At 59.5% G+C, this 25,196-nt stretch carries 26 protein-coding genes; 14 read left to right on the top strand and 12 right to left on the bottom strand.

The window, feature by feature from the left end; genetic code table 11:
• Positions 1–3: 3 nt before the first annotated feature.
• Positions 4–291 carry an Asp-tRNA(Asn)/Glu-tRNA(Gln) amidotransferase subunit GatC gene (gene gatC, locus ACA061_RS04065; RefSeq protein WP_007901429.1) on the bottom strand — a complete coding sequence of 96 codons (288 nt, stop codon included), beginning with the start codon at positions 289–291 and terminating at the stop codon, positions 4–6.
• Between the two features lie 211 nt (positions 292–502).
• On the opposite strand from gatC, the gene mreB reads away from it, so the two are divergent.
• From mreB to tldD, 8 genes are all read left to right on the top strand, one after another.
• The gene (mreB, locus tag ACA061_RS04070; protein ID WP_002555108.1) at positions 503–1,540 is read left to right on the top strand and encodes a rod shape-determining protein MreB; all 1,038 of its coding nucleotides are present in this window, start codon (positions 503–505) and stop codon (positions 1,538–1,540) included.
• 141 nt (positions 1,541–1,681) lie between these two features.
• On the top strand, positions 1,682–2,806 hold the full coding sequence (mreC, locus tag ACA061_RS04075) for a rod shape-determining protein MreC (RefSeq protein WP_210701512.1): 1,125 nt from the start codon (positions 1,682–1,684) through the stop codon (positions 2,804–2,806).
• Positions 2,806–3,297 (top strand): rod shape-determining protein MreD, encoded by a 492-nt coding sequence (gene mreD, locus ACA061_RS04080; protein WP_042557650.1) that lies wholly within the window; start codon positions 2,806–2,808, stop codon positions 3,295–3,297. The genes mreC and mreD overlap by 1 nt, the downstream gene beginning before the upstream one ends.
• Before the next feature lie 36 nt (positions 3,298–3,333).
• Positions 3,334–3,930, top strand: coding sequence for a Maf family protein (locus ACA061_RS04085; RefSeq protein ID WP_497300658.1), 597 nt, complete (start codon positions 3,334–3,336; stop codon positions 3,928–3,930).
• Positions 3,931–3,987: 57 nt separating this feature from the next.
• Positions 3,988–5,445, top strand: coding sequence for a ribonuclease G (gene rng, locus ACA061_RS04090; protein WP_150604421.1), 1,458 nt, complete (start codon positions 3,988–3,990; stop codon positions 5,443–5,445).
• 75 nt (positions 5,446–5,520) lie between these two features.
• Entirely contained in the window at positions 5,521–9,327 is a 3,807-nt protein-coding gene (locus ACA061_RS04095; protein ID WP_497300659.1) for a YhdP family protein, read from the top strand.
• 135 nt (positions 9,328–9,462) lie between these two features.
• The gene (locus ACA061_RS04100) at positions 9,463–10,323 is read left to right on the top strand and encodes a carbon-nitrogen hydrolase family protein (RefSeq protein ID WP_497300661.1); all 861 of its coding nucleotides are present in this window, start codon (positions 9,463–9,465) and stop codon (positions 10,321–10,323) included.
• Positions 10,324–10,326: 3 nt separating this feature from the next.
• Positions 10,327–11,769 carry a metalloprotease TldD gene (gene tldD / locus ACA061_RS04105; protein WP_497300662.1) on the top strand — a complete coding sequence of 481 codons (1,443 nt, stop codon included), beginning with the start codon at positions 10,327–10,329 and terminating at the stop codon, positions 11,767–11,769.
• Positions 11,770–11,872: 103 nt separating this feature from the next.
• Here the strand turns inward: tldD and yjgA are convergent, their stop codons facing one another.
• Positions 11,873–12,397: a ribosome biogenesis factor YjgA gene (gene yjgA, locus ACA061_RS04110; RefSeq protein ID WP_042557656.1), complete on the bottom strand. Its 525-nt coding sequence runs from the start codon at positions 12,395–12,397 to the stop codon at positions 11,873–11,875.
• A gap of 108 nt (positions 12,398–12,505) precedes the next feature.
• On the opposite strand from yjgA, the gene pmbA reads away from it, so the two are divergent.
• From pmbA to ACA061_RS04140, 6 genes are all read left to right on the top strand, one after another.
• A complete protein-coding gene (pmbA, locus tag ACA061_RS04115) occupies positions 12,506–13,852 on the top strand; it encodes a metalloprotease PmbA (protein ID WP_042557657.1) in 1,347 nt (448 codons plus the stop codon).
• Between the two features lie 221 nt (positions 13,853–14,073).
• A complete protein-coding gene (locus ACA061_RS04120) occupies positions 14,074–14,481 on the top strand; it encodes a FagA protein (RefSeq protein WP_210554518.1) in 408 nt (135 codons plus the stop codon).
• Entirely contained in the window at positions 14,462–15,838 is a 1,377-nt protein-coding gene (locus ACA061_RS04125) for a class II fumarate hydratase (RefSeq protein ID WP_150617131.1), read from the top strand. Before ACA061_RS04120 ends, ACA061_RS04125 begins: the two co-directional genes overlap by 20 nt.
• Before the next feature lie 27 nt (positions 15,839–15,865).
• Positions 15,866–16,306: a DUF2753 family protein gene (locus tag ACA061_RS04130; RefSeq protein WP_042557660.1), complete on the top strand. Its 441-nt coding sequence runs from the start codon at positions 15,866–15,868 to the stop codon at positions 16,304–16,306.
• Position 16,307: 1 nt separating this feature from the next.
• Entirely contained in the window at positions 16,308–16,919 is a 612-nt protein-coding gene (locus tag ACA061_RS04135; RefSeq protein ID WP_150617132.1) for a superoxide dismutase, read from the top strand.
• Positions 16,920–16,949: 30 nt separating this feature from the next.
• The gene (locus tag ACA061_RS04140) at positions 16,950–17,843 is read left to right on the top strand and encodes a ZIP family metal transporter (protein ID WP_150604415.1); all 894 of its coding nucleotides are present in this window, start codon (positions 16,950–16,952) and stop codon (positions 17,841–17,843) included.
• 91 nt (positions 17,844–17,934) lie between these two features.
• On the opposite strand, the gene ACA061_RS04145 is transcribed toward ACA061_RS04140, so the two are convergent.
• From ACA061_RS04145 to ACA061_RS04190, 10 genes are all read right to left on the bottom strand, one after another.
• Positions 17,935–18,210 (bottom strand): HPr family phosphocarrier protein, encoded by a 276-nt coding sequence (locus ACA061_RS04145; protein ID WP_008085079.1) that lies wholly within the window; start codon positions 18,208–18,210, stop codon positions 17,935–17,937.
• A 15-nt stretch (positions 18,211–18,225) separates the two neighbouring features.
• Positions 18,226–19,083 (bottom strand): RNase adapter RapZ, encoded by an 858-nt coding sequence (gene rapZ / locus ACA061_RS04150; RefSeq protein WP_497300663.1) that lies wholly within the window; start codon positions 19,081–19,083, stop codon positions 18,226–18,228.
• A gap of 2 nt (positions 19,084–19,085) precedes the next feature.
• Positions 19,086–19,550 carry a PTS IIA-like nitrogen regulatory protein PtsN gene (gene ptsN, locus ACA061_RS04155; protein ID WP_042557664.1) on the bottom strand — a complete coding sequence of 155 codons (465 nt, stop codon included), beginning with the start codon at positions 19,548–19,550 and terminating at the stop codon, positions 19,086–19,088.
• Between the two features lie 11 nt (positions 19,551–19,561).
• Positions 19,562–19,870: a ribosome hibernation-promoting factor, HPF/YfiA family gene (gene hpf, locus ACA061_RS04160; protein WP_047299778.1), complete on the bottom strand. Its 309-nt coding sequence runs from the start codon at positions 19,868–19,870 to the stop codon at positions 19,562–19,564.
• Between the two features lie 73 nt (positions 19,871–19,943).
• Positions 19,944–21,437: an RNA polymerase factor sigma-54 gene (locus ACA061_RS04165; RefSeq protein WP_210554520.1), complete on the bottom strand. Its 1,494-nt coding sequence runs from the start codon at positions 21,435–21,437 to the stop codon at positions 19,944–19,946.
• A gap of 187 nt (positions 21,438–21,624) precedes the next feature.
• Positions 21,625–22,350, bottom strand: coding sequence for an LPS export ABC transporter ATP-binding protein (gene lptB / locus ACA061_RS04170; RefSeq protein WP_007953572.1), 726 nt, complete (start codon positions 22,348–22,350; stop codon positions 21,625–21,627).
• On the bottom strand, positions 22,350–22,895 hold the full coding sequence (gene lptA / locus ACA061_RS04175) for a lipopolysaccharide transport periplasmic protein LptA (protein ID WP_150792345.1): 546 nt from the start codon (positions 22,893–22,895) through the stop codon (positions 22,350–22,352). Before lptA ends, lptB begins: the two co-directional genes overlap by 1 nt.
• Positions 22,882–23,454, bottom strand: a complete 573-nt coding sequence (lptC, locus tag ACA061_RS04180; protein WP_150604409.1) for an LPS export ABC transporter periplasmic protein LptC — start codon at positions 23,452–23,454, stop codon at positions 22,882–22,884. Before lptC ends, lptA begins: the two co-directional genes overlap by 14 nt.
• 8 nt (positions 23,455–23,462) lie before the next feature.
• Positions 23,463–23,987: a KdsC family phosphatase gene (locus ACA061_RS04185; RefSeq protein WP_150604408.1), complete on the bottom strand. Its 525-nt coding sequence runs from the start codon at positions 23,985–23,987 to the stop codon at positions 23,463–23,465.
• The gene (locus tag ACA061_RS04190) at positions 23,988–24,962 is read right to left on the bottom strand and encodes a KpsF/GutQ family sugar-phosphate isomerase (RefSeq protein ID WP_150604407.1); all 975 of its coding nucleotides are present in this window, start codon (positions 24,960–24,962) and stop codon (positions 23,988–23,990) included.
• Between the last annotated feature and the right edge of the window lie 234 nt (positions 24,963–25,196).

The raw sequence follows: 25,196 nt of genomic DNA on the forward strand, positions 1-25,196 counted from the left end.
CCTTTAGTCGATGACTTTCGGAACCAGATACAGGCCGTTTTCGACCGCTGGTGCGATGGACTGGTAGGCCTCGCGGTGATTTGTTTCGGTCACGACGTCGGCGCGCAGGCGCTGACTGGCTTCCAGCGGGTGGGCCAATGGCTCGATACCGTCGGTATTAACAGCCTGCATTTCGTCGACCAGACCGAGAATGCTGTTGAGGGCCGAGGTGATGTGCGGAAGATCGGCATCATTAAGGCCAAGGCAGGCCAAATGCGCGATTTTTTCCACGTCGGAGCGTTCTAGTGCCATCGGGATTCTCCAGTGGAAAACAGAACGGACGGCGTCCGTGTGTTAGATTGTCGGAACACTACCGCACTTCTACGGTCATAAGGCCGCGATTGTGGGGCTTGGTGCACAGAAAAGCGGCCAATTTAACATATTGGCGCCTTGCCCAAAATCCCTGTCGTTGTTAGAGTTTGCCGCACTTTTTTACCCACGCGTTGCCTAGGGTCCCTTTCCCATGTTCAAGAAACTGCGTGGCATGTTTTCCAGCGATCTTTCCATTGACCTGGGCACTGCCAACACCCTTATTTACGTGCGCGAGCGCGGTATCGTCCTGAATGAGCCATCGGTTGTGGCCATTCGGACACACGGTAATCAGAAAAGTGTCGTTGCTGTCGGCACCGAGGCCAAGCGCATGCTCGGCCGTACGCCGGGCAACATTGCTGCCATTCGTCCGATGAAAGACGGCGTGATCGCCGACTTCAGCGTCTGCGAAAAGATGCTGCAATATTTCATCAACAAGGTTCACGAAAACAGTTTTCTGCAGCCTAGCCCTCGTGTGCTGATCTGCGTTCCATGCAAATCCACCCAGGTTGAGCGTCGCGCCATCCGTGAATCGGCCCTCGGTGCCGGTGCCCGTGAAGTGTTCCTGATCGAAGAGCCAATGGCTGCAGCGATCGGTGCCGGTCTGCCGGTTGAAGAAGCACGCGGTTCGATGGTCGTCGATATCGGTGGTGGTACCACTGAAATCGCACTGATCTCCCTGAACGGTGTGGTTTACGCCGAATCCGTACGCGTTGGTGGCGACCGCTTCGACGAAGCGATCATCACTTATGTGCGCCGTAACTACGGCAGCCTGATCGGTGAATCCACCGCAGAGCGCATCAAACAGGAAATCGGTACGGCCTACCCGGGCGGCGAAGTTCGCGAAGTCGACGTTCGCGGTCGTAACCTGGCAGAAGGCGTTCCACGCGCATTCACCCTGAACTCCAACGAAGTGCTGGAAGCTCTGCAAGAGTCTCTGGCCACCATCGTTCAGGCAGTGAAGAGTGCGCTGGAGCAATCGCCGCCGGAACTGGCTTCCGACATCGCCGAGCGTGGCCTGGTGCTGACCGGTGGTGGCGCGCTGCTGCGTGACCTCGACAAGCTGCTGGCCCAGGAAACCGGTCTGCCGGTGATCGTTGCCGAAGATCCGCTGACCTGTGTTGCTCGCGGCGGTGGCCGTGCATTGGAAATGATGGATAAGCACACCATGGATCTGCTCTCGAGCGAATAAGTCGCCGAGTGCAATACGTGGGTGAGCGCACAGGCAGCACTTTGCAGTGCTGCCTGTTGGCGTTTATCTTCTGTCAGTCTTCATCCAGGCCGGTTTGATGCCGTATGAATAAACAGAACATTTGCCTGGGAGGAGCGGCTTATTAAACCGCTTTTCGCCAAAGGCCCTTCGCTGGGTGTGCGCCTGCTGGTGCTGGCCGTGTTGTCGGTCGCACTGATGGTGGTCGATGCCCGCTTCGACCTGCTCAAGCCCGCGCGCAAACAAGCGTCGCTGGTGTTGATGGACGCCTACTGGATCACCGACCTGCCCGGACGGCTGTGGGACGGTATCGCCAGTCAGTTCGGCAGTCGCACCGAGCTTGTCGCCGAAAACGAAAAACTCAAGACCGAAAACCTGCTGTATCAGGGCCGCATGCAAAAGCTTGCCGCGCTGACCGAGCAGAACGTCCGGCTGCGCGAGTTGCTTAATTCTTCCGCGCTGGTCAACGAAAAGGTCGAAGTGGCCGAGTTGATCGGCATGGACCCCAACCCCTTCACCCATCGCATCATCATCAATAAAGGTGAGCGCGACGGCGTGGTGCTTGGTCAACCGGTGCTCGATGCGCGCGGTTTGATGGGGCAGGTGGTCGAGTTGATGCCTTACACCTCCCGTGTACTGCTGCTGACCGACACCACTCACAGCATTCCTGTGCAGGTGAACCGTAACGGTCTGCGGGCGATTGCCAGCGGCACCGGCAACCCTGAACGCCTGGAACTGCGGCATGTCGCCGACACGGCGGATATCAAGGAAGGCGATTTGCTGGTCAGCTCCGGTCTCGGCCAGCGCTTCCCGGCCGGTTACCCGGTGGCGACGGTCAAGGAAGTGATCCATGACTCCGGCCAACCGTTCGCGATCGTGCGCGCAGTGCCGACCGCTGCTTTGAACCGCAGCCGCTACCTGCTTCTGGTGTTCAGCGACTCACGCACCGCCGAGGAGCGCGCCAACGACGCCGCGCAAGCTCAAGAAGCTCTGGATGCCCATGGCGGCGGTCCGATGCCGGCCTCGGTAGTTTCCCGGCCGTTGGTCATGCCGGCGCCGGCTGCTCCGGCTGCCGAGCAAACCCCGGCTGCTACGACGCCTGCCGCGACCCCGGCCAAACCTGCTGCGAGCAAGCCGCCTGCGGCCGCACCGGCGGCGACCAAGCCCCCGGCGTCTTCTCCTGCCGCCAGCAAACCACCTGCCAAACCGCCGGCAACGGCGCCAGCCACCACTGGGGGACGAGAATAATGGTCGGTGTCAAAGCCTCCCGAAATGGCTGGATCATCTGGCTGACCTTCGTTGTTGGCATATTGCTCAGCGTTTCGCCGTTACCGATCTTCATGGAAATCCTGCGTCCGCTTTGGCTGGCCTTGCTGCTGACGTTCTGGGCGCTTTACATGCCGCACGCGGTGGGTATGGTCACGGCGTTCTGCCTGGGCCTGGCCGAAGATGTGCTGCAGGGCGATCTGTTTGGGCAGAACGCGCTCGTTCTCACGCTGATCACTTTCCTGGTGCTGTCATTGCAGCAGCGCCTGCGCATGTTCCCGATGTGGCAACAGTGTCTGGTGATTCTGGTGATTTTCGGGCTCGCGCAACTAGTGCAGTTGTGGCTCAGTGCCTTGACCGGTAACCGTCAGCCGACCCTGGCGCTGGTGCTGCCGGCACTGACCAGTGCCTTGCTGTGGCCCTGGATCAGTTTCGCTTTGCGTGGATTACGCCGCCGCTACAAAATCAATTGAGCCGGTGAAGCAGGGCACTGAACAGGGGATGTTTTGATGAAGCCGCTTTACCTCGCCTCCGGATCGCCGCGTCGACGTGAATTGCTCACGCAGATCGGCATTCCTTTTTCCGCCATCAGTGCGGACATCGATGAAACGCCATTCCCCGAAGAATCACCGGCGGCCTACGTCGAACGCCTCGCGCGCGGCAAGGCCGAGGCCGGGCGGCGCACGGTTGTGTCGGCTGCGCCGTTTTGCGTTCTGGGCGCCGATACTGCGGTGGTGCTCGATGGCAAAATTCTCGGCAAACCGGTGGACGAAGCCGATGCATGCGCCATGCTGATGATGTTGTCCGGCAAGGAACATGAAGTGCTGACTGCCATCGCTGTGCTCGAAGGCGAGCGCTGCGAGTCGCGGGTGGTGCGCAGCCTGGTACGGTTCCGGCCGATCAGCCGCGAAGAGGCCGCTGCCTACTGGGCCAGCGGTGAACCCCGGGACAAGGCCGGTGGTTATGGGATTCAAGGGCTCGGCGCGGTGTTTGTCGCGGGGCTCAATGGCAGCTATTCGGCGGTTGTCGGGCTGCCCGTTTGCGAAACCGCAGAACTGTTGGGCCATTTCGGCATACCCTGTTGGCAAAACCTGAACGCGCAATAAGCGTCGTACGAACAAGATGCGGCCATTATCGTGAACACGCCTGAACGAGATCCTGCCATGAGTGAAGAGATTCTGATCAACATAACGCCGATGGAATCGCGCGTGGCGGTGGTCGAAAACGGTGTGCTGCAAGAAGTCCACGTCGAGCGCACGCAAAAGCGCGGCATCGTCGGCAACATCTATAAAGGCAAGATTGTCCGGGTACTGCCGGGCATGCAGGCAGCCTTCGTCGACATCGGCCTCGATCGTGCGGCGTTCATTCATGCCGCGGAAATCTCTCTGCGCGAAGGCCCGGCGGTGGAAAGCATCAGCTCGCTGGTGCACGAAGGCCAGAGCCTGGTGGTGCAAGTCACCAAGGATCCGATCGGCTCCAAAGGTGCGCGACTGACCACGCAATTGTCGATTCCATCGCGCTATCTGGTGTACATGCCGCGCACCGCCCACGTCGGCATTTCCCTGAAAATCGAAGACGAAGCCGAGCGCGATCGCCTCAAGCAGGTGGTCACCGATTGTGTCGCCAAAGAAGGCATCAAGGAGGCTGGCGGCTTCATTCTGCGGACCGCCGCCGAAGGTGCCGGGGCCGATGAGATCCTCATGGACATCCGCTACCTGCGGCGCCTGTGGGATCAGATCAACGAACAGATCAAAACCATCGGCGCGCCGAGCGTGATCTACGAAGACCTCGGCCTGGCCTTGCGCACGTTGCGCGATCTGGTCAATCCGAAAATCGAGAAGATTCGCATCGATTCCCGGGAAACCTTCCAGAAAACCACGCAGTTCGTCGCCGAACTGATGCCGGAGATCGCCGATCGACTGGAACACTATCCGGGCGAGCGACCGATTTTCGATCTGTACGGTGTCGAGGACGAAATCCAGAGAGCGCTCGAGCGCAAAGTCCCGCTGAAATCCGGTGGCTATCTGGTGGTCGATCCGGCCGAAGCCATGACCACCATCGACGTCAACACCGGCGCCTTCGTTGGCCATCGCAATCTCGAAGAAACCATCTTCAAGACCAACCTCGAAGCGGCGACCGCGATAGCCCGGCAGATGCGTCTGCGCAATCTGGGCGGGATCATCATCATCGACTTCATCGACATGGAAGATGAAGAACACCGGCGTCAGGTTTTGCGAACCCTGGAAAAACAGCTGGAACGCGATCACGCCAAGACCAACATCATCGGTATTACCGAGTTGGGCCTGGTGCAGATGACCCGCAAGCGCACCCGCGAAAGCCTTGAGCAAGTGCTGTGCGAACCGTGCAGCTGCTGCCAGGGTCGCGGCAAATTGAAGACTGCCGAAACCATCTGTTACGAGATCTTCCGCGAGATCCTTCGTGAAGCCCGGGCCTATCAGGCCGAGGGTTATCGCGTGCTGGCGAACCAGAAAGTGGTGGACCGGCTGCTTGACGAGGAATCCGGGAATGTCGCCGAGCTTGAAGGGTTCATCGGCCGCACCATACGCTTCCAGGTGGAAACCATGTATTCCCAGGAACAATATGACGTGGTGCTGCTCTGAACCCCTGCGTCACCCTTTTTTCACAGCGGCTGGCCTCAGCTTTTCGCAGTATTTTTGCCATGGGAGCCAACTGACATGGACCGTCTGACACGCATTTTGGCCGCACTCACCCGTTGGGGGCTGGGCCTGTGCGCGTTGGTTCTGGTGTTGATGGCGTTGTACGTCAGTCTCGGCCGCGAACTGACGCCGTTGGTGGCCGAATATCGTGCCGACATCGAAGACAAGGCCAGTGCCGCCCTCGGCATGCCGTTGCAGATCGGCGAACTGGAAGGCAACTGGAGCGGTTTTGCGCCGATCCTGTTGGCCCACGACGTGATGATCGGCGACGGTGCCAATGCCTTGCGTCTTGATCGTGTGCGGGCAGTGCCCGATCTTTGGGCCAGCCTGTTGGCCCGCGAAGTGCGCATCGCTCATCTGGAACTCAATGGCCTGAAGGTCAGCCTCAAGGAAGCCGAGGACGGCACCTGGGCGCTTGAAGGTTTGCCGGTGCAGAAGGATCAGCCGCTGGATCCCGAGCAACTGTTCAACCGCTCGCAAATGATCCAGCAATTGTCGGTGCTCGAAAGTCAGGTGACCTTGCAGCCGCTGGATCACCCGCCGATGACGCTCACCTATGTCGGTCTCAATCTGCAGACCGGTGCCAGTCGCCAGCGCCTTGACGCACGCTTGACCTTGCCTGACGGCCAACCCGTCGCGCTGAGCCTGCACACACGGATTCGCCCCAGCCAGTTACGCGACAGCACGGTGGAAGGCTACGCCAGCCTGCCGCAAAGCGACTGGTCGAAGTGGCTGCCGGAGCGTCTGACACAGCAGTGGAATTTCTCCGAAATCAAGGCCGGCGGTGAGCTTTGGGTGAACTGGGCCGAGGGCACTTTGCAAAGTGCCGCGATTCGTTTGAATGCCCCGCAACTGACCGGTGCTTACGCCGAGCGCAAGCCGATCAAGATCACCAATCTGGCGCTCAACGCCTATTACGAAAACAGTGCCCAAGGTGCGACGGTCACTTTCGATTCGCTGGCGATGAATTTCGGTGAAACCCGCTGGGAATCGCGAGTGCAAGTGCAGCAGACCCGCGCCACTGACAAGGTTGAAGAGCTCTGGCACTTACAGGCTGATCGCCTCGACCTGACCCCCATCACCCCGCTGCTCAACGCGTTGGGGCCGTTGCCGCAGGGTGTCGCTACAGCCGTGGAGCGCCTGAAGGTCACCGGCGGCCTGCGCAATGTTCTGCTGGATTTCCGCCCGAATGCCACTGACGGAACCAAATTCGGCTTCGCGGCCAATCTCGATAACGTCGGGTTTGATGCCTATCACGGCGCTCCGGCGGCACGAAATGTCAGCGGCAGCCTCAGCGGTAACCTCGATGGTGGTGAGCTGCGCATGGACAGCAAGGATTTTGTCCTGCACCTCGATCCGATTTTCGCCAAGCCATGGCAATACATTCAGGCCAACGCCCGACTCACCTGGAAGCTTGATAAGGACGGCTTCACCCTGATCGCTCCGTACCTTAAGGTGCTGGGCGAAGAGGGCAAGATTGCCGGTGACTTCCTGATTCGTCTGCATTTCGATCACAGTCAGGAAGACTACATGGACCTGCGGGTCGGTCTGGTCGACGGCGACGGCCGCTACACCGCCAAGTACTTGCCCGAAGTGCTGAGCCCGGCGCTGGATGAATGGTTGCGCACGGCGATTCTCAAAGGCGCGGTGGATCAGGGTTTCTTCCAGTATCAAGGCTCGCTAAGCAAGAACGCCGGGGAGGCTGATCGCAGCATCAGTCTGTTCTTCAAGGTGCATGACGCCGAACTGGCCTTCCAGCCGGGTTGGCCGCATGTCAGCAAGGTCAGTGGCGACGTGTTCATCGAGGACAGCGGCGTGCGGATCTGGGCCAGCAAGGGCCAATTGCTCGACACCCAGGTCAGCAACGTTTTCGTCAATATTCCCCATGTCCCGGCCGGACAGCATACCCATATGTACCTCGACGGTGCGTTCGCGGGTGGTCTGGGTGACGGTTTGAAGATTCTTCAGGATGCACCGATCGGCACTGGCGAAACCTTTGCCGGATGGGAAGGCGCGGGGGATCTGCAAGGCAAGCTCAAACTCGACGTGCCGCTGGACAAGGGCGGCGACCAGCCGAAAATCGTCGTCGACTTCAAGACCGCCAACGCGCGCCTAAAATTGGCGGAGCCGAAACTGGAACTGACGCAACTCAAGGGTGATTTCCGCTTCGACAGCGCCAAGGGTCTCAGCGGGCAGAATATCGCTGCCCGAGCGTTCGACAAGCCGGTCACTGCGCAGATTTTCGCTGATGGCAGCGCCAACCAGCTCAAGACCCGTGTCGCTGCGACGGGGCAGGTTGAAGTCAAGAAACTGACCGACTGGCTCGGCGTCACTCAACCGCTGCCAGCGTCCGGGACGATTCCCTATCAGTTGCAACTGAATCTGGACGGCAACGATAGCCAGTTGATGGTCAGCTCTAACCTCAACGGTGTGGCGGTCGATCTGCCAGCACCGTTTGGCATGGCGGCGGATGTTGGTCGAGACACCGTTTTCCGCATGACCTTGCAAGGGCAGGAGCGGCGTTACTGGGTCAGTTATGGTCAATTGGCCAGTTTTACTTTTGCTGCGCCGCCGGCTGATTTTGCCCAGGGCCGCGGTGAGTTGTTCCTCGGGGAGGGCGAAGCCGTGTTGCCGGGCGCCAAGGGTTTGCGGGTTCGCGGTGTGCTGTCGGAACTGGACGTCGCGCCCTGGCAGGATCTGGTCAGCAAGTACGCCGGACAGGATCCGGGCGGCAATGCCAAGCAACTGTTGAGCAGCGCCGATTTCAAGATCGGCAAGCTGACAGCATTTGGCACGACGCTGGATCAGGCCTCGGTGCAACTGAATCGCAAACCGGGGGCGTGGAATCTGGCGCTCGACAGTCAGCAAGCCAAAGGCACTGCTGGCCTGCCAGACGCCAAAAACGCGCCGATTGCGGTGAACCTGCAATACGTGCGACTGCCGGCGCCGGATCCGACGGTGCAGGCTGACGAGAATTCGCCTGACCCGTTGGCGTCTGTCGATCCGACGAAAATCCCGGCGCTGGATATCACCATCAATCAACTGTTCCTGGGCCAGGATCTGGTCGGTGGCTGGTCGCTGAAGATCCGCCCGACCAGCAAGGGTATCGCCATGAACAATCTCGACATGGGGCTCAAAGGCATCCTGTTGCAGGGCAATGGCGGCTGGGAAGGTGCACCGGGTTCCAGCACTAGCTGGTTCAAGGGCCGGATCGGCGGCAAGAACCTCGCCGATGTCCTCAAGGGCTGGGGCTTCGCGCCGAGTGTGACCAGTCAAGAGTTTCACATGGACGTCGATGGCCGCTGGCCGGGTTCGCCGGCGTGGCTGGCGACCAAGCGTTTTTCCGGCACCCTCGATGCGTCGCTGAACAAGGGCCAGTTTGTCGAGGTGGAGGGCGGCGCGCAGGCTTTGCGAGTGTTCGGGCTGCTCAACTTCAACTCCATCGGCCGTCGTCTGCGTCTGGACTTCTCCGACCTGTTTGGCAAAGGTCTGAGCTATGACCGGGTCAAAGGCCTGCTCGTGGCGACCAACGGTGTTTACGATACCAAAGAGCCAATCCGCCTGACCGGGCCATCGAGCAACATTGAGCTCAACGGCAAGCTGGACCTGGTGGCTGAACAGGTCGACGCCAAGTTGCTGGTGACATTACCGGTGACCAACAATCTGCCGATTGCCGCGTTGCTTGTGGGTGCTCCGGCGGTCGGGGGGGCGCTGTTCCTGATCGACAAGCTCATCGGCGACCGTGTGTCACGCTTTGCCAGTGTGAAATACACCGTCAAAGGTCCGTGGAAAGAGCCGAAAATCACTTTCGACAAACCTTTTTGAGTAGCATGAGGCAAGCGCCCGTGCAGGAGCTGCCGAAGGCTGCGATCTTTGCTTTTGTTTTATAAGAGCCAGATCAAAAGATCGCAGCCTGCGGCAGCTCCTACAGGTAGTCATTCATTCCAGCCAGGAGCGGCCATGTCTTTAGCGGTGATTCAAATGGTCAGCCAGAGTGACGTGCTGGCCAATCTGGCCCAGGCCCGGCGCCTGCTTGAGCAGGCGGCGGCCGGTGGCGCGAAGCTGGCGGTGCTGCCGGAAAACTTCGCCGCCATGGGCCGTCGTGACATCGCCGATATCGGCCGCGCTGAAGCCCTTGGCGAAGGGCCGATCCTGCCATGGTTGAAACAGGCCGCCCGCGACCTCAAGTTATGGATAGTGGCCGGCACGTTGCCGTTGCCGCCGGTCAATCAGCCCGCGGGCAAATCACACGCGTGTTCGCTGCTGGTCGATGATCAGGGCGAAACCGTTGCACGGTATGACAAGTTGCATCTGTTTGATGTGGATGTAGCGGACAATCGAGGCCGTTACCGCGAATCCGATGACTATGCTTATGGCAGTGGTGTGGTGGTTGCGGATACACCGGTCGGCAAAGTGGGTCTGACCGTGTGTTACGACCTGCGCTTTCCGGAGCTGTATAGCGAATTGCGCGCTGCCGGTGCCGAGTTGATTACCGCGCCATCGGCCTTTACCGCTGTGACCGGCGCGGCACATTGGGATGTATTGATCCGCGCGCGGGCCATCGAGACACAGTGTTATGTGCTGGCGGCTGCGCAGGGTGGAAGCCATCCGGGGCCGCGAGAAACCTTTGGGCATGCGGCGATTGTCGACCCATGGGGCCGTGTGCTGGCGAGTCAGGATCAAGGCGAAGCGGTGTTGCTGGCCGAACGCGACAGCAATGAACAAGCGTCCATCAGGGCGCGGATGCCGGTGACGAGTCATCGGCGGTTTTTCTCGCAGGGCGCACAGCGACCTGCTTCAGAACATGAATTTAAGGCCTAAACCATGAGCGAGTTGTTGTCCTCAGTCAGTAATCACCTTTTGGCGCCCGGCGGCGTGACGATCGAGAGCCTGCAAAGCGTTCTCGGCGATCTGGCGGGCCCGGGCATCGATGCTGCCGACCTGTATTTCCAGGGCCAGATCTCCGAGTCCTGGGCGCTGGAAGACGGCATCGTCAAGGAAGGCAGTTTCAATCTCGACCAAGGTGTCGGTGTGCGTGCGCAGTCCGGTGAAAAAACCGGTTTCGCCTACAGCAACGCGATCACCCTTGAAGCGCTGGGCGCTGCGGCGCGTGCGGCCCGTTCGATCTCCCGTGCCGGGCAGAACGGCACGGTGCAGGCGTTCACCACTCAGGACGTCGCCCAGTTGTATGCGCCGGACAATCCGCTGGAAGTGTTGAGCCGTGCCGAGAAGGTCGAACTGCTCAAGCGCATCGACGTCGCCACGCGCGCGCTCGATCCGCGAATTCAGCAAGTCAGCGTAAGCATGGCCGGGGTCTGGGAACGCATTCTTGTGGCATCGACCGACGGCGGTCTGGCGGCGGATGTGCGGCCCCTGGTGCGTTTCAATGTCAGCGTTATCGTTGAGCAGAACGGCCGTCGCGAGCGCGGCGGCCATGGCGGCGGCGGGCGTACCGACTACCGTTATTTCCTCGCTGAAGACCGCGCCATGGGTTATGCCCGTGAAGCGCTGCGTCAGGCGCTGGTGAACCTGGAAGCGATTCCGGCACCGGCCGGGACGCTGCCGGTGGTGCTGGGTTCGGGCTGGTCCGGTGTGCTGCTGCACGAAGCGGTTGGCCACGGTCTGGAAGGCGACTTCAACCGTAAGGGCAGCTCCGCCTACAGCGGTCGTATGGGCGAAATGGTTGCTTCCAAGCTCTGCACCATCGTCGATGACGGCACCTTGAGCGGCCGTCGCGGCTCGCTGAGCGTCGACGACGAAGGCACCCCGACCGAGTGCACCACGCTGATCGAAAACGGCGTGCTCAAGGGCTACATGCAGGACAAGCTCAACGCGCGCCTGATGGGCGTGGCCCGTACCGGCAACGGTCGCCGTGAATCCTATGCGCACCTGCCGATGCCGCGGATGACCAACACCTACATGCTGGGCGGCGAAAGCGATCCGGCGGAAATCATCGCCTCGGTGAAGAAAGGCATCTATTGCGCCAACCTCGGCGGTGGCCAGGTCGACATTACCAGCGGCAAATTTGTGTTCTCCACCAGCGAGGCGTATCTGATCGAAGACGGCAAGATCACCGCGCCGGTCAAGGGCGCGACGTTGATCGGCAACGGCCCCGAGGCGATGAGCCGGGTGTCGATGGTCGGTAACGATCTTTCGCTCGATAGCGGTGTGGGGACGTGTGGCAAGGATGGGCAGTCGGTACCCGTGGGTGTTGGCCAGCCGACGCTGAAAATCGATGCGATCACCGTGGGTGGCACGGGCGCATAAACAGATGTGTGTAGGCGCTGCCGAAGGCTGCGATCTTTTGATTTTTCAATGGCAAAGATCGCAGCCTTCGGCAGCTCCTACAGGGTGCAAGGCAGGGCGAATATCAACGCAGACCGCGTTGAGTCTCGTCCAGCTCACGGATGTACTTGAAGATTTTACGGCTTGAGGCCGGCGCTTTGTTTTGCGCAACCTCATGCTGAGCCTGACGGATCAGGGAACGCAGTTGCTGGCGATCGGCGTCCGGGTATTCCAGGACGAATTTCTCCAGCACGGCATCATCACCGGCGATAAGGCGGTCACGCCAGCGTTCGAGATTGTGGAAACGCTCGTTGTACTGACGAGTGGAGGCATCGAGTTGATCGAGCAAAATGAGGATCGCGTCAGTGTCCTGATCGCGCATCAGTTTGCCGATGAACTGCAAATGCCGTTTCCGCGCGATATTCGCGGTGTGCTTCGGCGCATCGGCCAAGGCACGGCGCATCGCGTCGGTCAGTGGCAGTTTTGCCACCAAGTCAGGCTTGAGTGTTGTAAGGCGCTCGCCAAGGTCAACCAGAGCATGCAGCTCGCGTTTGACCTGAGATTTGCTTTTTTCTCCCGTATCGAGGGAGTCGTCGTAAGAATCAACCATGGTGGCAGTCCGCAAAGAAACGCCGCCATGATAACCAGTCGGGGGCCGCTTGTCCGGCCCGGTCGCTCGATGGCCCCAGCCGAAAGCAGAATTTGAGTGGAGATGAGCATGAGTGCAGTTCAAAGCGTCGGCCCGCAGGCATTGCCGGCACTGCAGGAACAAGTCGAGCAGATCATCGCCGAAGCCAAGCGCCAGGGCGCCAGTGCCTGCGAAGTCGCGGTGTCGCTGGAGCAGGGCCTGTCGACATCAGTGCGTCAGCGCGAGGTCGAAACAGTCGAATTCAACCGCGATCAGGGCTTTGGCATCACTTTGTATGTCGGCCAGCGCAAAGGCTCTGCGAGCACGTCCGCCACTGGCCCTGATGCGATTCGCGAGACGGTGGCTGCCGCACTGGCGATCGCCAAGCACACGTCCGAGGATGAAGCCTCTGGCTTGGCCGATGCGGCGTTGATGGCCAGGGATCAGCAGGATTTCGACTTGTTCCACGAATGGGACATCACCCCGGAACAGGCCATCGAGAAAGCGTTGCTCTGTGAAGCGGCTGCTTTCGATGCCGATGCGCGGATCAAAAACGCCGACGGCACCACACTCAGCACCCATCAGGGCTGCCGCGTGTATGGCAACAGCCACGGTTTCATCGGTGGCTATGCGTCGACACGGCACAGCCTGAGCTGCGTGATGATCGCCGAGGCCGATGGCCAGATGCAGCGCGATTACTGGTACGACGTGAGTCGTCAGGGCGAGTTGCTGGCCGACCCGGTCAGCATCGGCCAACGTGCCGCGCAAAGAGCGGCGGGCCGCTTGGGCGCGCGTCCGGTGCCGACCTGTGAAGTGCCGGTGCTGTTTTCCGCCGAACTGGCGGGTGGGTTGTTCGGCAGCTTCCTTTCGGCGGTTTCCGGCGGCAGCCTGTATCGAAAATCGTCGTTCCTGGAAGGCACGCTGGGCCAGAAACTGTTTCCCGAGTGGCTGACCATCGATGAACGTCCTCACTTGATGCGCGCCATGGGCAGTGCTTCTTACGACGGAGATGGCTTGGCGACCTACGCCAAACCGTTCGTCGAGAAAGGCGAGTTGGTGTCGTACATCCTCGGTACTTACTCCGGCCGTAAACTCGGCATGCCGAGCACCGCCAACGCTGGCGGCGTGCACAACCTGTTCGTCACCCATGGCGACGAAGACCAGGCTGCATTGCTGCGACGCATGGGCCGTGGGTTGTTGGTCACCGAGTTGATGGGCCATGGCTTGAACATGGTGACCGGCGACTATTCGCGCGGGGCGGCGGGTTTTTGGGTGGAGAACGGCGAAATTCAGTTCGCGGTGCAGGAAGTGACCATCGCCGGCAACATGCGCGACATGTTCAAGCAAATCGTTGCCGTGGGTAATGATCTGGAACTGCGCAGCAACATCCGCACAGGCTCGGTGTTGATCGAGCGAATGACGGTGGCGGGCAGCTAAACCTCCACCCGGTACACAAAAAGGCGCGCCACCCGATCAGGTGGCGCGCCTTTTTTATGCCTGCTTTTGTAGGAGCTGCCGCAGGCTGCGATCCTTTGATCTTGTTTCTAAAAACCAAAATCAAAAGATCGCATCCTGCGGCAGCTCCTACAAAGAGCGCTCTTGTGTTGGTTCTCATTATCATCTAATAATAAATCTCATTATCGAATGAGCCCGGGATCATGAGTTCTGCCTTGCACGAGCAGCCGTACCTCGAAAGCTGGCGCTGGATGAGTCGTCAGATCCGATGCGCGATGGATCCTGACGAACCGCGCCTGATCGAACATTACCTGGCCGAGGGCCGGTATCTGTCTTGTTGCACGGCAACCTCGCCCTGGACTGTCGCTGAAACTTCCTTCCGATTGCTGCTCGACACGGCCACCGACATCGCGTTGCCGTGGCACTGGCGCAGCCTCTGTCTCGATCAAGCCTGGCGCCCCTTGCGTGAAATGGAGCGCCTGTCGCTGTGTAAATGCCGGCTCAAACGCTGGCAATGCTACACCTGGCAACTGGCGACGTGCGAGTTGCAACCCTCGATTCCTCTTATTGAACTGGTGCAAGGATTTACTGATGACCAAGACTCGTATTGAGCGCGACAGCATGGGCGAATTGCAGGTGCCGGTGGACGCTCTCTACGGCGCGCAAACCCAGCGCGCAGTGGATAACTTCCCGATCAGCGGCAAACCGATGCCGACGCAATTCATCCGCGCGTTGATCCTGGCCAAAGCCGCCGCGGCCCGGGCCAACGTCGAACTCAACCAGATCAGCGCCGCTCAGGGCAAAGCCATCAGCGACGCGGCCCAAGGCTTGCTTGAAGGCGATTTCATGCTGCATTTTCCGGTGGATATCTTCCAGACCGGCTCCGGCACCAGCTCCAACATGAACGCCAACGAGGTGATCGCGACCCTGGCCAGTCGCCTGCTCGGCGAGCCGGTCAATGCCAACGATCACGTCAACTGCGGCCAGAGCAGCAACGACATCATCCCGACCACCATCCACGTCAGTGCTGCGCTGGCCCTGCACGAACAATTGCTGCCGGCGCTGCTGCATCTGGTGCAGGTCATCGAGCACAAAGCCGAGCAAGTGCATCACCACGTCAAAACCGGTCGTACGCATTTGATGGATGCGATGCCGGTGCGTATGAGCCAGGTGCTCAACGGCTGGGCGCAGCAACTGAAGGCCAACATCGGTCATTTGCAAGACTTGCTGCCCAGCCTGCAATCCCTCGCGCAGGGCGGGACGGCGGTCGGTACCGGGATCAACGCGCATCCGGAATTCGCTGCGCGGTTCAGCCGTCAACTGAGCCAGTTGACCCATGTGCAGTTCACCCAAGGCAAAGACCTGTTCGCGCTGATCGGCTCGCAAGACACCGCCGTTGCGGTCTCCGGGCAGCTCAAGGCCATCGCTGTGTCGCTGATGAAAATCGCCAACGACCTGCGCTGGATGAACTCCGGTCCCTTGGCCGGTCTCGGCGAAATTGAGCTTGAGGCGCTGCAACCGGGGTCGTCGATCATGCCGGGCAAGGTCAACCCGGTGATCCCGGAAGCGACCGCCATGGTCGCCGCCCAAGTGATCGGCAACGACTCGGTGATCACCATCGCCGGCCAATCGGGCAATTTCGAGTTGAACGTGATGCTGCCAATCATTGCCCAGAACCTGTTGAGCAGCATCGAGCTGCTGGCCAACTCCAGTCGCCTGCTGGGTGACAAAGCCATCGCCAGCTTCAAGGTCAACGAGTCGCGGCTCAAGGAAGCGCTGTCGCGCAACCCGATTCTGGTCACCGCACTCAACCCGATCATCGGTTACCAGAAAGCCGCCGAAATCGCCAAGCAGGCCTACAAACAGGGTCGCCCGGTGATCGACGTCGCGCTGGAGCACACCGACCTGTCGCGCAGTCAGCTGGAAGAGTTACTCAACCCCGAGAAACTCACCGCTGGCGGCGTGTAATCCCCGCAACCGCTTTGGAGGCTCACCATGGAGCACTGGAAACGCACGATCGAACGGGCCAATCGCTGCTTCATGTTGGGCGAGCTGATCGATGCCCGTGAGGCTTACCTGCAAGCGCTGGCCCTGGCGCAAGTGTTGTTCGAACGCTGGGCCGATGCCGACGAAGCGGTGGCGGCCTGCGTCATCTCCCACCACAACCTGGCGGATCTGCACCTGCGCCTGAATCAGCCGGAGGAGAGCGCCGAATACCTTTGCGCAATCCATCAACGGCTGTTGCAGACGATGCAGGACGAACGTCAGCGCCTCGCGCTGCGTGAGGCGGCGCTGCGCCAGAGCAGCAAAACTTACGTCGAGCTGCTGAATTTCATCAGCGACCACGGCGAATACCCGCGTACCCAGCGTCTGTTGCACCCGGATACCGGCAATGCGCGCCGCGCACCAGCCCCACATCACCATGGAGTCCATTGAAATGGCTTTTACCTTGCCTGCCTTGCCTTATGCCTACGATGCCCTGGAGCCGCACATCGATGCGCAGACCATGGAAATCCACTACACCAAGCATCACCAGACCTACATCAATAACCTCAACGCTGCGGTGGAAGGCACTGAATACGCGGGATGGCCGGTGGAAAAACTGGTGGCCAGCGTTCAGCAGTTGCCGGAAAAACTTCGCGCTGCTGTTATCAATCAGGGCGGCGGCCACGCCAACCACTCGCTGTTCTGGGAAGTCATGGTGCCCAACGGTGGCGGCAAACCGGACGGTGTGCTGGCCAAGGCCATCGACGAACAGCTGGGTGGCCTCGACAGTTTCAAGGAAACATTCACCAAAGCTGCGCTGACGCGTTTCGGCAGTGGCTGGGCCTGGCTGAGCGTGACCCCGGAGAAAAAACTGGTCGTGGAAAGCAGCGGTAATCAGGACAGTCCGTTGATGAACGGTAATACGCCGATTCTCGGCCTCGACGTTTGGGAGCACGCCTACTACCTGCGCTACCAGAACCGTCGGCCGGAATACATCAACGCCTTCTACAACGTGATCAATTGGCCTGAAGTGGCTGCGCGCTATCAGGCTGCACTGGTTTAAGTCTCCTAAAAAAACAATTCAAGGCTGACTATGGGCACTGAAACACTGGCGGTCGGAAGCGGGCGTATGTTTCGTTACGCAGTGGGATCGCTCTTGCTGCTGGCAGGCATGACCTTGCTTGCAGCTCACGGACTGCAATGGCTGAATCTGGAACCGAGGCTGTCGCGGGCGTTGCAGGGGGGCGCAATCTGCGCGCTCGGCACCGCGCTCGGAGCGGTGCCAGTGTTGGTGATTCGGCGCATGCCTTTGGCGCTCAGCGACACATTACTGGGTTTCGGTGCCGGGGTGATGCTGGCGGCGACGGCGTTCTCGCTGATTGTCCCGGGCATTGCTGCCGCAGAGAGTCTGGGTCTGACACCGTGGGCGGCGAGTGGCCTGATCTGCTTTGGCATCATGCTCGGTGCGTTCGGCCTGTATCTGGTGGATCGCAAGGTGTCCGGTGCATCACCGGAAATGCTCGTTGGCACCGTCGAGCATCCGGTGATTCCACCGCGGATCTGGTTGTTCGTGTTCGCCATCATTGCCCATAACATCCCTGAGGGAATGGCGGTTGGGGTATCGGCCGGCGGCGGCATGCCGGACGCGGACAGCCTGGCCATGGGCATCGCCTTGCAGGACGTACCGGAAGGACTGGTGATTGCATTGGTATTGGCTGGAGCAGGAATGTCACGGGTCAAGGCGTTCTTGATCGGCGCGGCGTCAGGGCTGGTCGAGCCGGTGTTTGCGCTGTTGTGTGCGTGGCTGGTCAGTCTGGCGCAGGTGCTGTTGCCGTTAGGCCTGGCGCTGGCGGCCGGCGCGATGTTGCTGGTGGTGACCCACGAAGTGATTCCGGAGTCGCGACGCAATGGTCATGACAAGCTGGCCAGTCTTGGTTTGCTGATCGGGTTTTGTCTGATGATGGTGATGGATACGGCGCTGGGTTGAAGATCAAAAGATCGCAGCCTGCGGCAGCTCCTACAGGAAACGCATTCCAATGTAGGAGCTGCCGCAGGCTGCGATCTTTTGATTTTGGCTGTCAGCCGCCTTCGTCGAAGTAGTTGTTGATCAACGCCACCAGCGCATCCAGCGCTTCCTGTTCCTGATGGCCTTCGGTACTCAGATAAATCTTTGTGCCCTTGCCAGCGGCCAACATCATCATTGCCATGATGCTTTTGCCATCAACCGTTGTTTCTGGTGTGCGGCCTACTCTGATCGTGCAGTCGGGATACTGACCGGCAACCCCGACAAACTTCGCCGACGCTCGGGCATGCAAACCCAGTTTGTTGATGATTTCGATTTCCAGAGCAGGCATCGCGGTGTGAATCCTTTAGGTGAGGTCGCGGTGGCGAACCTGGACGTTCTTCAGAGTTTTCTGCAGGGCCTGACCCAGGCGTTCGGTCAGGTAGACGGAGCGGTGGTGCCCGCCGGTGCAGCCAATGGCAACAGTAACGTAGGCGCGATTGCTCGCAGCGAAGCGGGGCAGCCATTTGTGCAGGTAGCTGAAAATGTCCTGGAACATTTCTTCAACCTCGGGCTGCGCTGCGAGGTATTCGGCCACCGGCTCATCGAGCCCCGATTGCGCACGCAGCTCTGGCTTCCAGTAAGGATTAGGCAGGCAGCGCACGTCAAACACCAAGTCCGCATCCACCGGCACGCCGCGTTTGAAGCCGAATGACTCAACCAGAAATGCCGTGCCCGGTTCCGGCTGACTCAGCAAACGCAGCTTGATGGTGTCGCGCAACTGGTACAGGTTCAGATTGGTGGTATTGATCTTCAGATCGGCCAGATCGGCGATGGGGCCCAGCAGGGCTGTTTCATCCTGGATCGCCTCGGCCAGCGAACGATTGGCGTTGCTCAGCGGGTGGCGTCGACGGGTTTCCGAAAAACGCTTGAGCAGGGTTTCTTCGTCGGCATCCAGATACAACACATCGCACTGGATATGGCGGCTGCGCACTTCTTCAAGCAGTTCGGGAAAACGCGAGAGATGACTTGGCAGGTTGCGCGCATCGATCGACACCGCCACCAGCGGTTGCGCCAGTTCAGTGTGAATCAGCGCGCGCTCAGCCAGTTCCGGCAGCAAGCCTGCCGGCAGATTGTCGATGCAATAGTAACCGTTGTCCTCAAGAACATTGAGCGCGGTACTTTTACCCGAGCCGGAACGGCCACTGACGATGATCAAGCGCATGATTACTGCCCGCTCTGCTCGTCCACAACAACCTGGTACAAGGCTTCATTGCTTGAAGCGCTGCGCAGTTTATCGCGCACATCCTTGCGATCCAGCATGCTGGCGATCTGGCGGAGCAACTCCAGATGCGCATCGGTGGCAGCTTCGGGGACCAGCAGTACAAACAGCAGGTCAACCGGCGCACCATCAATGGCGTCGAAATCGATAGGGGCTTCAAGGTGCATCAGGGCACTGATCGGCGACTGGCAACCCTTGAGGCGACAGTGAGGAATGGCGATGCCGTTGCCAAAACCGGTAGAACCGAGTTTTTCACGGGCAATCAGAGCCTCGAAGACATCTTGCATCTCCAGATCCGGCACTTCACGGGCGATCAGGTTGGCAATCTGTTCGAGGGCTTTCTTTTTACTGCCGCCCGGCACGTTCACGAGGGAACGGCCGGGGGTCAGGATACTTTCAAGTCGGATCATGGGGTAGGGGGTTATCGACCGGTCGCGCCCTGGAGCAGGCTCTGGGTCTTTTCCTTATGCTTTTTGAGTTGTTTGTCCAGCTTGTCGGTCAAGGCGTCGATCGCGGCATACATATCGGTATGTTCTGCGTTGGCGACCACTTCACTGCCGGGTATATGCAAGGTGGCTTCGATTTTCTGCTTAAGCTTTTCGACGCACATCGTGACTTGCACGTTGGTGATCTTGTCGAAATGGCGCTCTAATCGTTGAAGTTTCTCATTGATGTAGTCGCGCAGAGGTTCGGTCACTTCCAGTTGGTGTCCACTGATGTTGACTTGCATACAGCTTCTCCTTCGTTGCCAGTGCATAAAGCGGCAGGCCGAAAAGCCTGCCACTGGAACGCTGTAACGTGGCTTACATCAACCGCTTGCGTTCGCTCGAAGGCGCGATCCCGAGGGATTCGCGGTACTTGGCGACGGTGCGGCGAGCCACCTGAATGCCTTGTGCCTCCAGTAAACCAGCGATCTTGCTGTCACTCAACGGCTTTTTCTGATTTTCCGCGGCAACCAGTTTTTTGATGATCGCGCGGATCGCCGTGGACGAGCATTCGCCGCCCTCGGAGGTGCTGACGTGGCTGGAGAAAAAGTATTTCAGTTCATAAATACCGCGTGGGGTATGCATGAATTTCTGCGTGGTCACCCGGGAAATGGTCGACTCGTGCATGCCAACCGCCTCGGCGATGTCATGCAACACCAGCGGCTTCATGGCTTCGTCGCCATATTCCAGAAAGCCGCGCTGATGCTCGACGATCTGGGTGGCCACTTTCATCAGGGTTTCGTTGCGGCTTTGCAGGCTCTTGATGAACCAGCGGGCTTCCTGCAACTGATTGCGCATGAACGTATTGTCGGCGCTGGTATCGGCGCGACGCACAAAGCCTGCGTACTGAGCGTTGACGCGCAGACGAGGTACCGACTCCTGATTCAGCTCGACCAGCCAGCGTTCATTGTCCTTGCGCACAATGACGTCCGGAACGACGTATTCGGCTTCCGTCGATTCGATCTGCGAGCCCGGCCGTGGATTGAGGCTCTGTACCAGTTCGATAACCTGGCGCAGCTCATCCTCCTTGAGCTTCATGCGGCGCATCAACTGGCTGTAATCGCGGCTGCCGAGCAAGTCGATGTAATCGCTGACCAGACGTTTCGCTTCAGCCAGCCAAGGCGTCTTGGCCGATAGCTGGCGCAATTGCAGCAGCAGGCATTCGCTGAGATTGCGCGCGCCGATGCCGGCGGGTTCAAACTGCTGGATGCGGTGCAGAACAGCTTCGATCTCGTCCAGTTCGATGTCCAGTTCCGGATCAAACGCTTCGAGAATCTCGTCGAGGGTTTCGTCCAGGTAGCCCTGATTGTTGATGCAATCGATCAGGGTCACGGCGATCAGTCGATCGGTGTCGGACATCGGTGCGAGATTCAGTTGCCAAAGCAGATGGCTTTGCAGGCTTTCGCCCACTGAAGTGCGCGTGGTGAAGTCCCACTCGTCATCATCGCTGCTCGGCAGGCTGCTGGCGCTGGTCTGGTAGACGTCTTCCCAGGCAGTGTCGACCGGTAGTTCGTTGGGGATGCGCTCGCTCCAGTCGCCTTCCTCGAGGTTATCCACCGTCGGGGCGGTTTCCTGATAGGAGGGTTCCTGGATATCGGTGTTGGGCTTCTGTTCGGCGTTGTCAGCCAGGGGGTCGGTGTTGTCGAAGTCTTCGCCTTCTTCCTGGCGTTCGAGCATCGGATTGGATTCCAGGGCCTCCTGAATTTCCTGTTGCAGGTCCAGGGTCGACAATTGGAGCAGACGGATAGCCTGTTGCAGCTGCGGTGTCATCGTCAGCTGCTGGCCCATTCTCAAGACTAGCGATGGTTTCATGGCAGGGGCTTAACACCTTATTCGCCGGCGCGATGCGCCATCCACTACAGGGCGCCGAAGCGCCAAACTTAAGCAAATTATATGCCTGAAACTGAAGTGTTTGCCTAGAGCGCTGTAACAATTAAAGCGTATTAAATTCTGCTTGAACCGATACAGCGCCCGGGCGGCTCACCGGGCACCTTTACGCTTACAGGCGGAACTCGTGGCCCAGATACACTTCCTTGACCAGGTCGTTGGCCAGGATGGTAGCGGAGTCACCTTCGGCGATCAGCTGACCGTCGTTGACGATGTAAGCGGTTTCGCAGATATCCAGCGTCTCGCGCACGTTGTGGTCGGTGATCAGAACACCGATGCCCTTGGCTTTGAGATGGTGGATGATTTGCTTGATGTCGCCGACCGAAATCGGATCGACACCGGCGAACGGTTCGTCGAGCAGGATGAATTTCGGCGCAGTCGCCAGCGCGCGGGCGATTTCCACCCGGCGGCGTTCACCACCGGACAGGCTCATGCCGAGGTTGTCGCGGATGTGGCTGATGTGGAATTCCTGCAGCAGGCTTTCCAGCTCCTTGCGACGACCGGCCTTGTCGAGTTCCTGACGGGTCTCGAGGATGGCCATGATGTTGTCGGCTACCGACAGTTTGCGGAAGATCGACGCTTCTTGCGGCAGATAGCCGATACCGGCCTTTGCACGACCGTGCATTGGCTGGTGGCTGACGTCCAGATCATCGATCAGCACACGGCCCTGATCAGCCTGAACCAGGCCGACGATCATGTAGAAGCACGTGGTCTTGCCGGCACCGTTGGGGCCGAGCAGGCCGACGATCTGACCGCTGTCGATCGACAGGCTGACGTCACGCACGACCTGGCGGCTTTTATAGGCCTTGGCCAGGTGCTGAGCTTTCAGAGTTGCCATTACTGGTTTTTCTCTTCGGTTTTCTTCTTCGGCTGGATCACCATGTCGATGCGCGGACGCGATTCGGTGACTTTGCTGCCGGTAGCGCGACCGGCGCTGGCCAGTTTCTTCACGGTGTCGTAGACGATTTTCTCGCCCTGGGTGGTGTTGTTGTCTTTATCGACAACCTTGGCCTTATCGATCAGGACGACGCGATTTTGCGCGGCGTGGTACTGAATCGTCACGCCCCAGCCCTGAACTGGCTTGGTGTCGCCGGCAGTCTGCAGTTGTTCGAAGTAGGCGAGGTTGCCGACCGACGTCACAACGTCGATATCACCGGTCGAGGTGCGGGTGATGGTCACGGTGTTGCCTTTGACGATCATCGAGCCCTGAGTGATGATCACGTCACCTTTATAGGTAGCTACGCCGTTCTTGTCGTCCAGCTGGGCATCGTCGGCCTGAATGCGGATTGGCTGCTCTTGATCGTTCGGCAGAGCCCAGGCGCTCACGCTTCCCAGTGCTGCGCCCAGACTGAGCAAAATAGGGAGGGTTTTAACGAGCCTCATACTGTCCTCTTACGTTCGATTGCAGGTGTATCCTGCTTTCCTTCAGGTACGCTTTCATTCCTACGCCAGTCGATACACCGCCAGCGCCCTCGATTCTAACGGGTTGCTCGGTCTGCGCATATTCCCGCTGCGGGAACACTGTCATGCGAGTGGAAGTGATCAGCGTGTCACGTTTCTTTTCATCGGTGCGCTTGATGCGTACCGAATCGATCAATTCGACTTCGGTGCCGCCCGAATTCACTTCGCCGCGTTCGCTGGTCACGTGCCACGGGAAATCCGTTCCGCGGTACATGTTCAGGTCGGGCTTGGTGACCAGCGTGATGTCGGTCGCCTTGACGTGCTCGGCCTTGTCGGACGTCATTTCATACTGCACTTTGCCGTCCGGCAGGTATTGCACGGTATGCGTGTTGGTCGCATACCAGTCGATAGGATTTTCCACAGACGTGGTCGGAGGCTTGTCGAGGAAGCGTTCCGGGCTGATGTTCCAGTAGCCGACCGCTGCAAATAACGCAGCGATGCAGCCGAACAGCAGGAAGTTACGAAATTTTTTGCTGAACATGGTTTGGCTCACAGGTACGCGGCGTTGGCCGCATCGAGGCGGCCCTGGGCGCGCAGGATCAATTCGCAGAATTCGCGGGCAGCACCTTCACCACCTCGGGCGCGGGTAACGCCATGGGCGTGTTCGCGGACGAAATCAGCAGCGTTGGCGACGGCCATGCCCAGGCCGACGCGGCGGATCACCGGCAGGTCAGGCAAATCGTCGCCCAGATAGGCGACTTGTTCATAGCTTAGGCCCAGTTGCTCAAGCAGGCCGTCCAGAACCACCAATTTGTCTTCGCGTCCCTGAAACAGGTGCGGGATGCCGAGGTTTTTTGCCCGGCGTTCGACCACTGGCGTCTTGCGACCGCTGATGATAGCGGTCTGCACGCCGGCGTTCATGAGCATTTTGATGCCTTGACCGTCGAGGGTGTTGAAGGTCTTGAATTCGCTACCGTCTTCAAGAAAGTACAGGCGTCCGTCAGTGAGGACGCCGTCGACGTCGAAAACCGCCAGTTTGATGGCTTTGCCGCGTTGCAGCAGATCGTCGCTCATTTACATCACTCCTGCGCGCAGCAGATCGGAGAGGTTGAAGGCGCCGACCGGGCGATCCTCCTCGTCGACAACTACCAGTGCGTTGATTCGGTGGTCTTCCATGATTTTCAGGGCTTCGGCGGCGAGCATCTCGGGCCGGGCGGTCTTGCCGTGGGCTGTCATCACCTGGTCGATGGTCGCACTGCGAATATCGATGCTGCGATCAAGGGTGCGGCGCAAATCGCCGTCGGTGAAGATCCCGGCGAGTTTGCCGTCGGCTTCCAGAATGGCGGTCATGCCCAGACCCTTGCGAGTCATTTCCATCAGCGCGTCCTTGAGCAGCGTACCGCGTTGCACCTGCGGCAACTCCTGCCCGGCGTGCATGACGTTTTCCACTTTCAGCAACAGGCGACGGCCAAGGGCGCCACCTGGATGGGAGAAGGCGAAATCTTCAGCGGTAAACCCGCGAGCTTCCAGCAATGCCACGGCCAGGGCATCGCCCATGACCAGGGCTGCGGTGGTCGACGAGGTTGGCGCCAGGTTCAGCGGGCAGGCTTCGTGCTCGACGTGAACGTTGAGGTTCACTTCGGCGGCTTTGGCCAGCGGCGAGGCCGGATTGCCGGTGACGCTGATCAACTGGATGCCCAGACGCTTGATCAACGGCAGCAAGGTGACGATTTCGTTGGTCGAGCCGGAGTTTGAGAGGGCCAGGATCACGTCATCACGGGTGATCATGCCCATGTCGCCATGACTGGCTTCGGCCGGGTGAACGAAAAAAGCCGGGGTGCCGGTGCTGGCCAGGGTCGCGGCGATCTTGTTGCCGACGTGCCCTGATTTGCCCATGCCGACCACGACCACACGGCCCTTGCTGGCCAGAATCATCTCGCAGGCGCGTACGAAATCGGCGTCGATATGGGGTAACAAGCCTTGTACGGCTTCCACTTCGAGGCGAATGGTGCGTTGTGCCGATTGAATCAGGTCGCTGGATTGGCTCATGTCAGAAATCGTATAGCCCGATGAAAAGGCGGCGATTATAGCGGTTATGTAGCAAAGCCTCACGCAAGTTCGTCATGCTTTGTCATCCCGTGTTACCAAAACCCGGCAAAAGCGCCTCCGCACCTGTCATCTCGCTGAACACGGGGCGGTACAAGCCTTGGGCGCTTGGCCTTTGCAGTGATATAGTTCGCCGCCAGTTCGGCCTGCCCGGGACGTACGTGCTTTTTAACCAAA

It is taken from the genome of Pseudomonas sp. LBUM1668 (genome assembly GCF_059695715.1).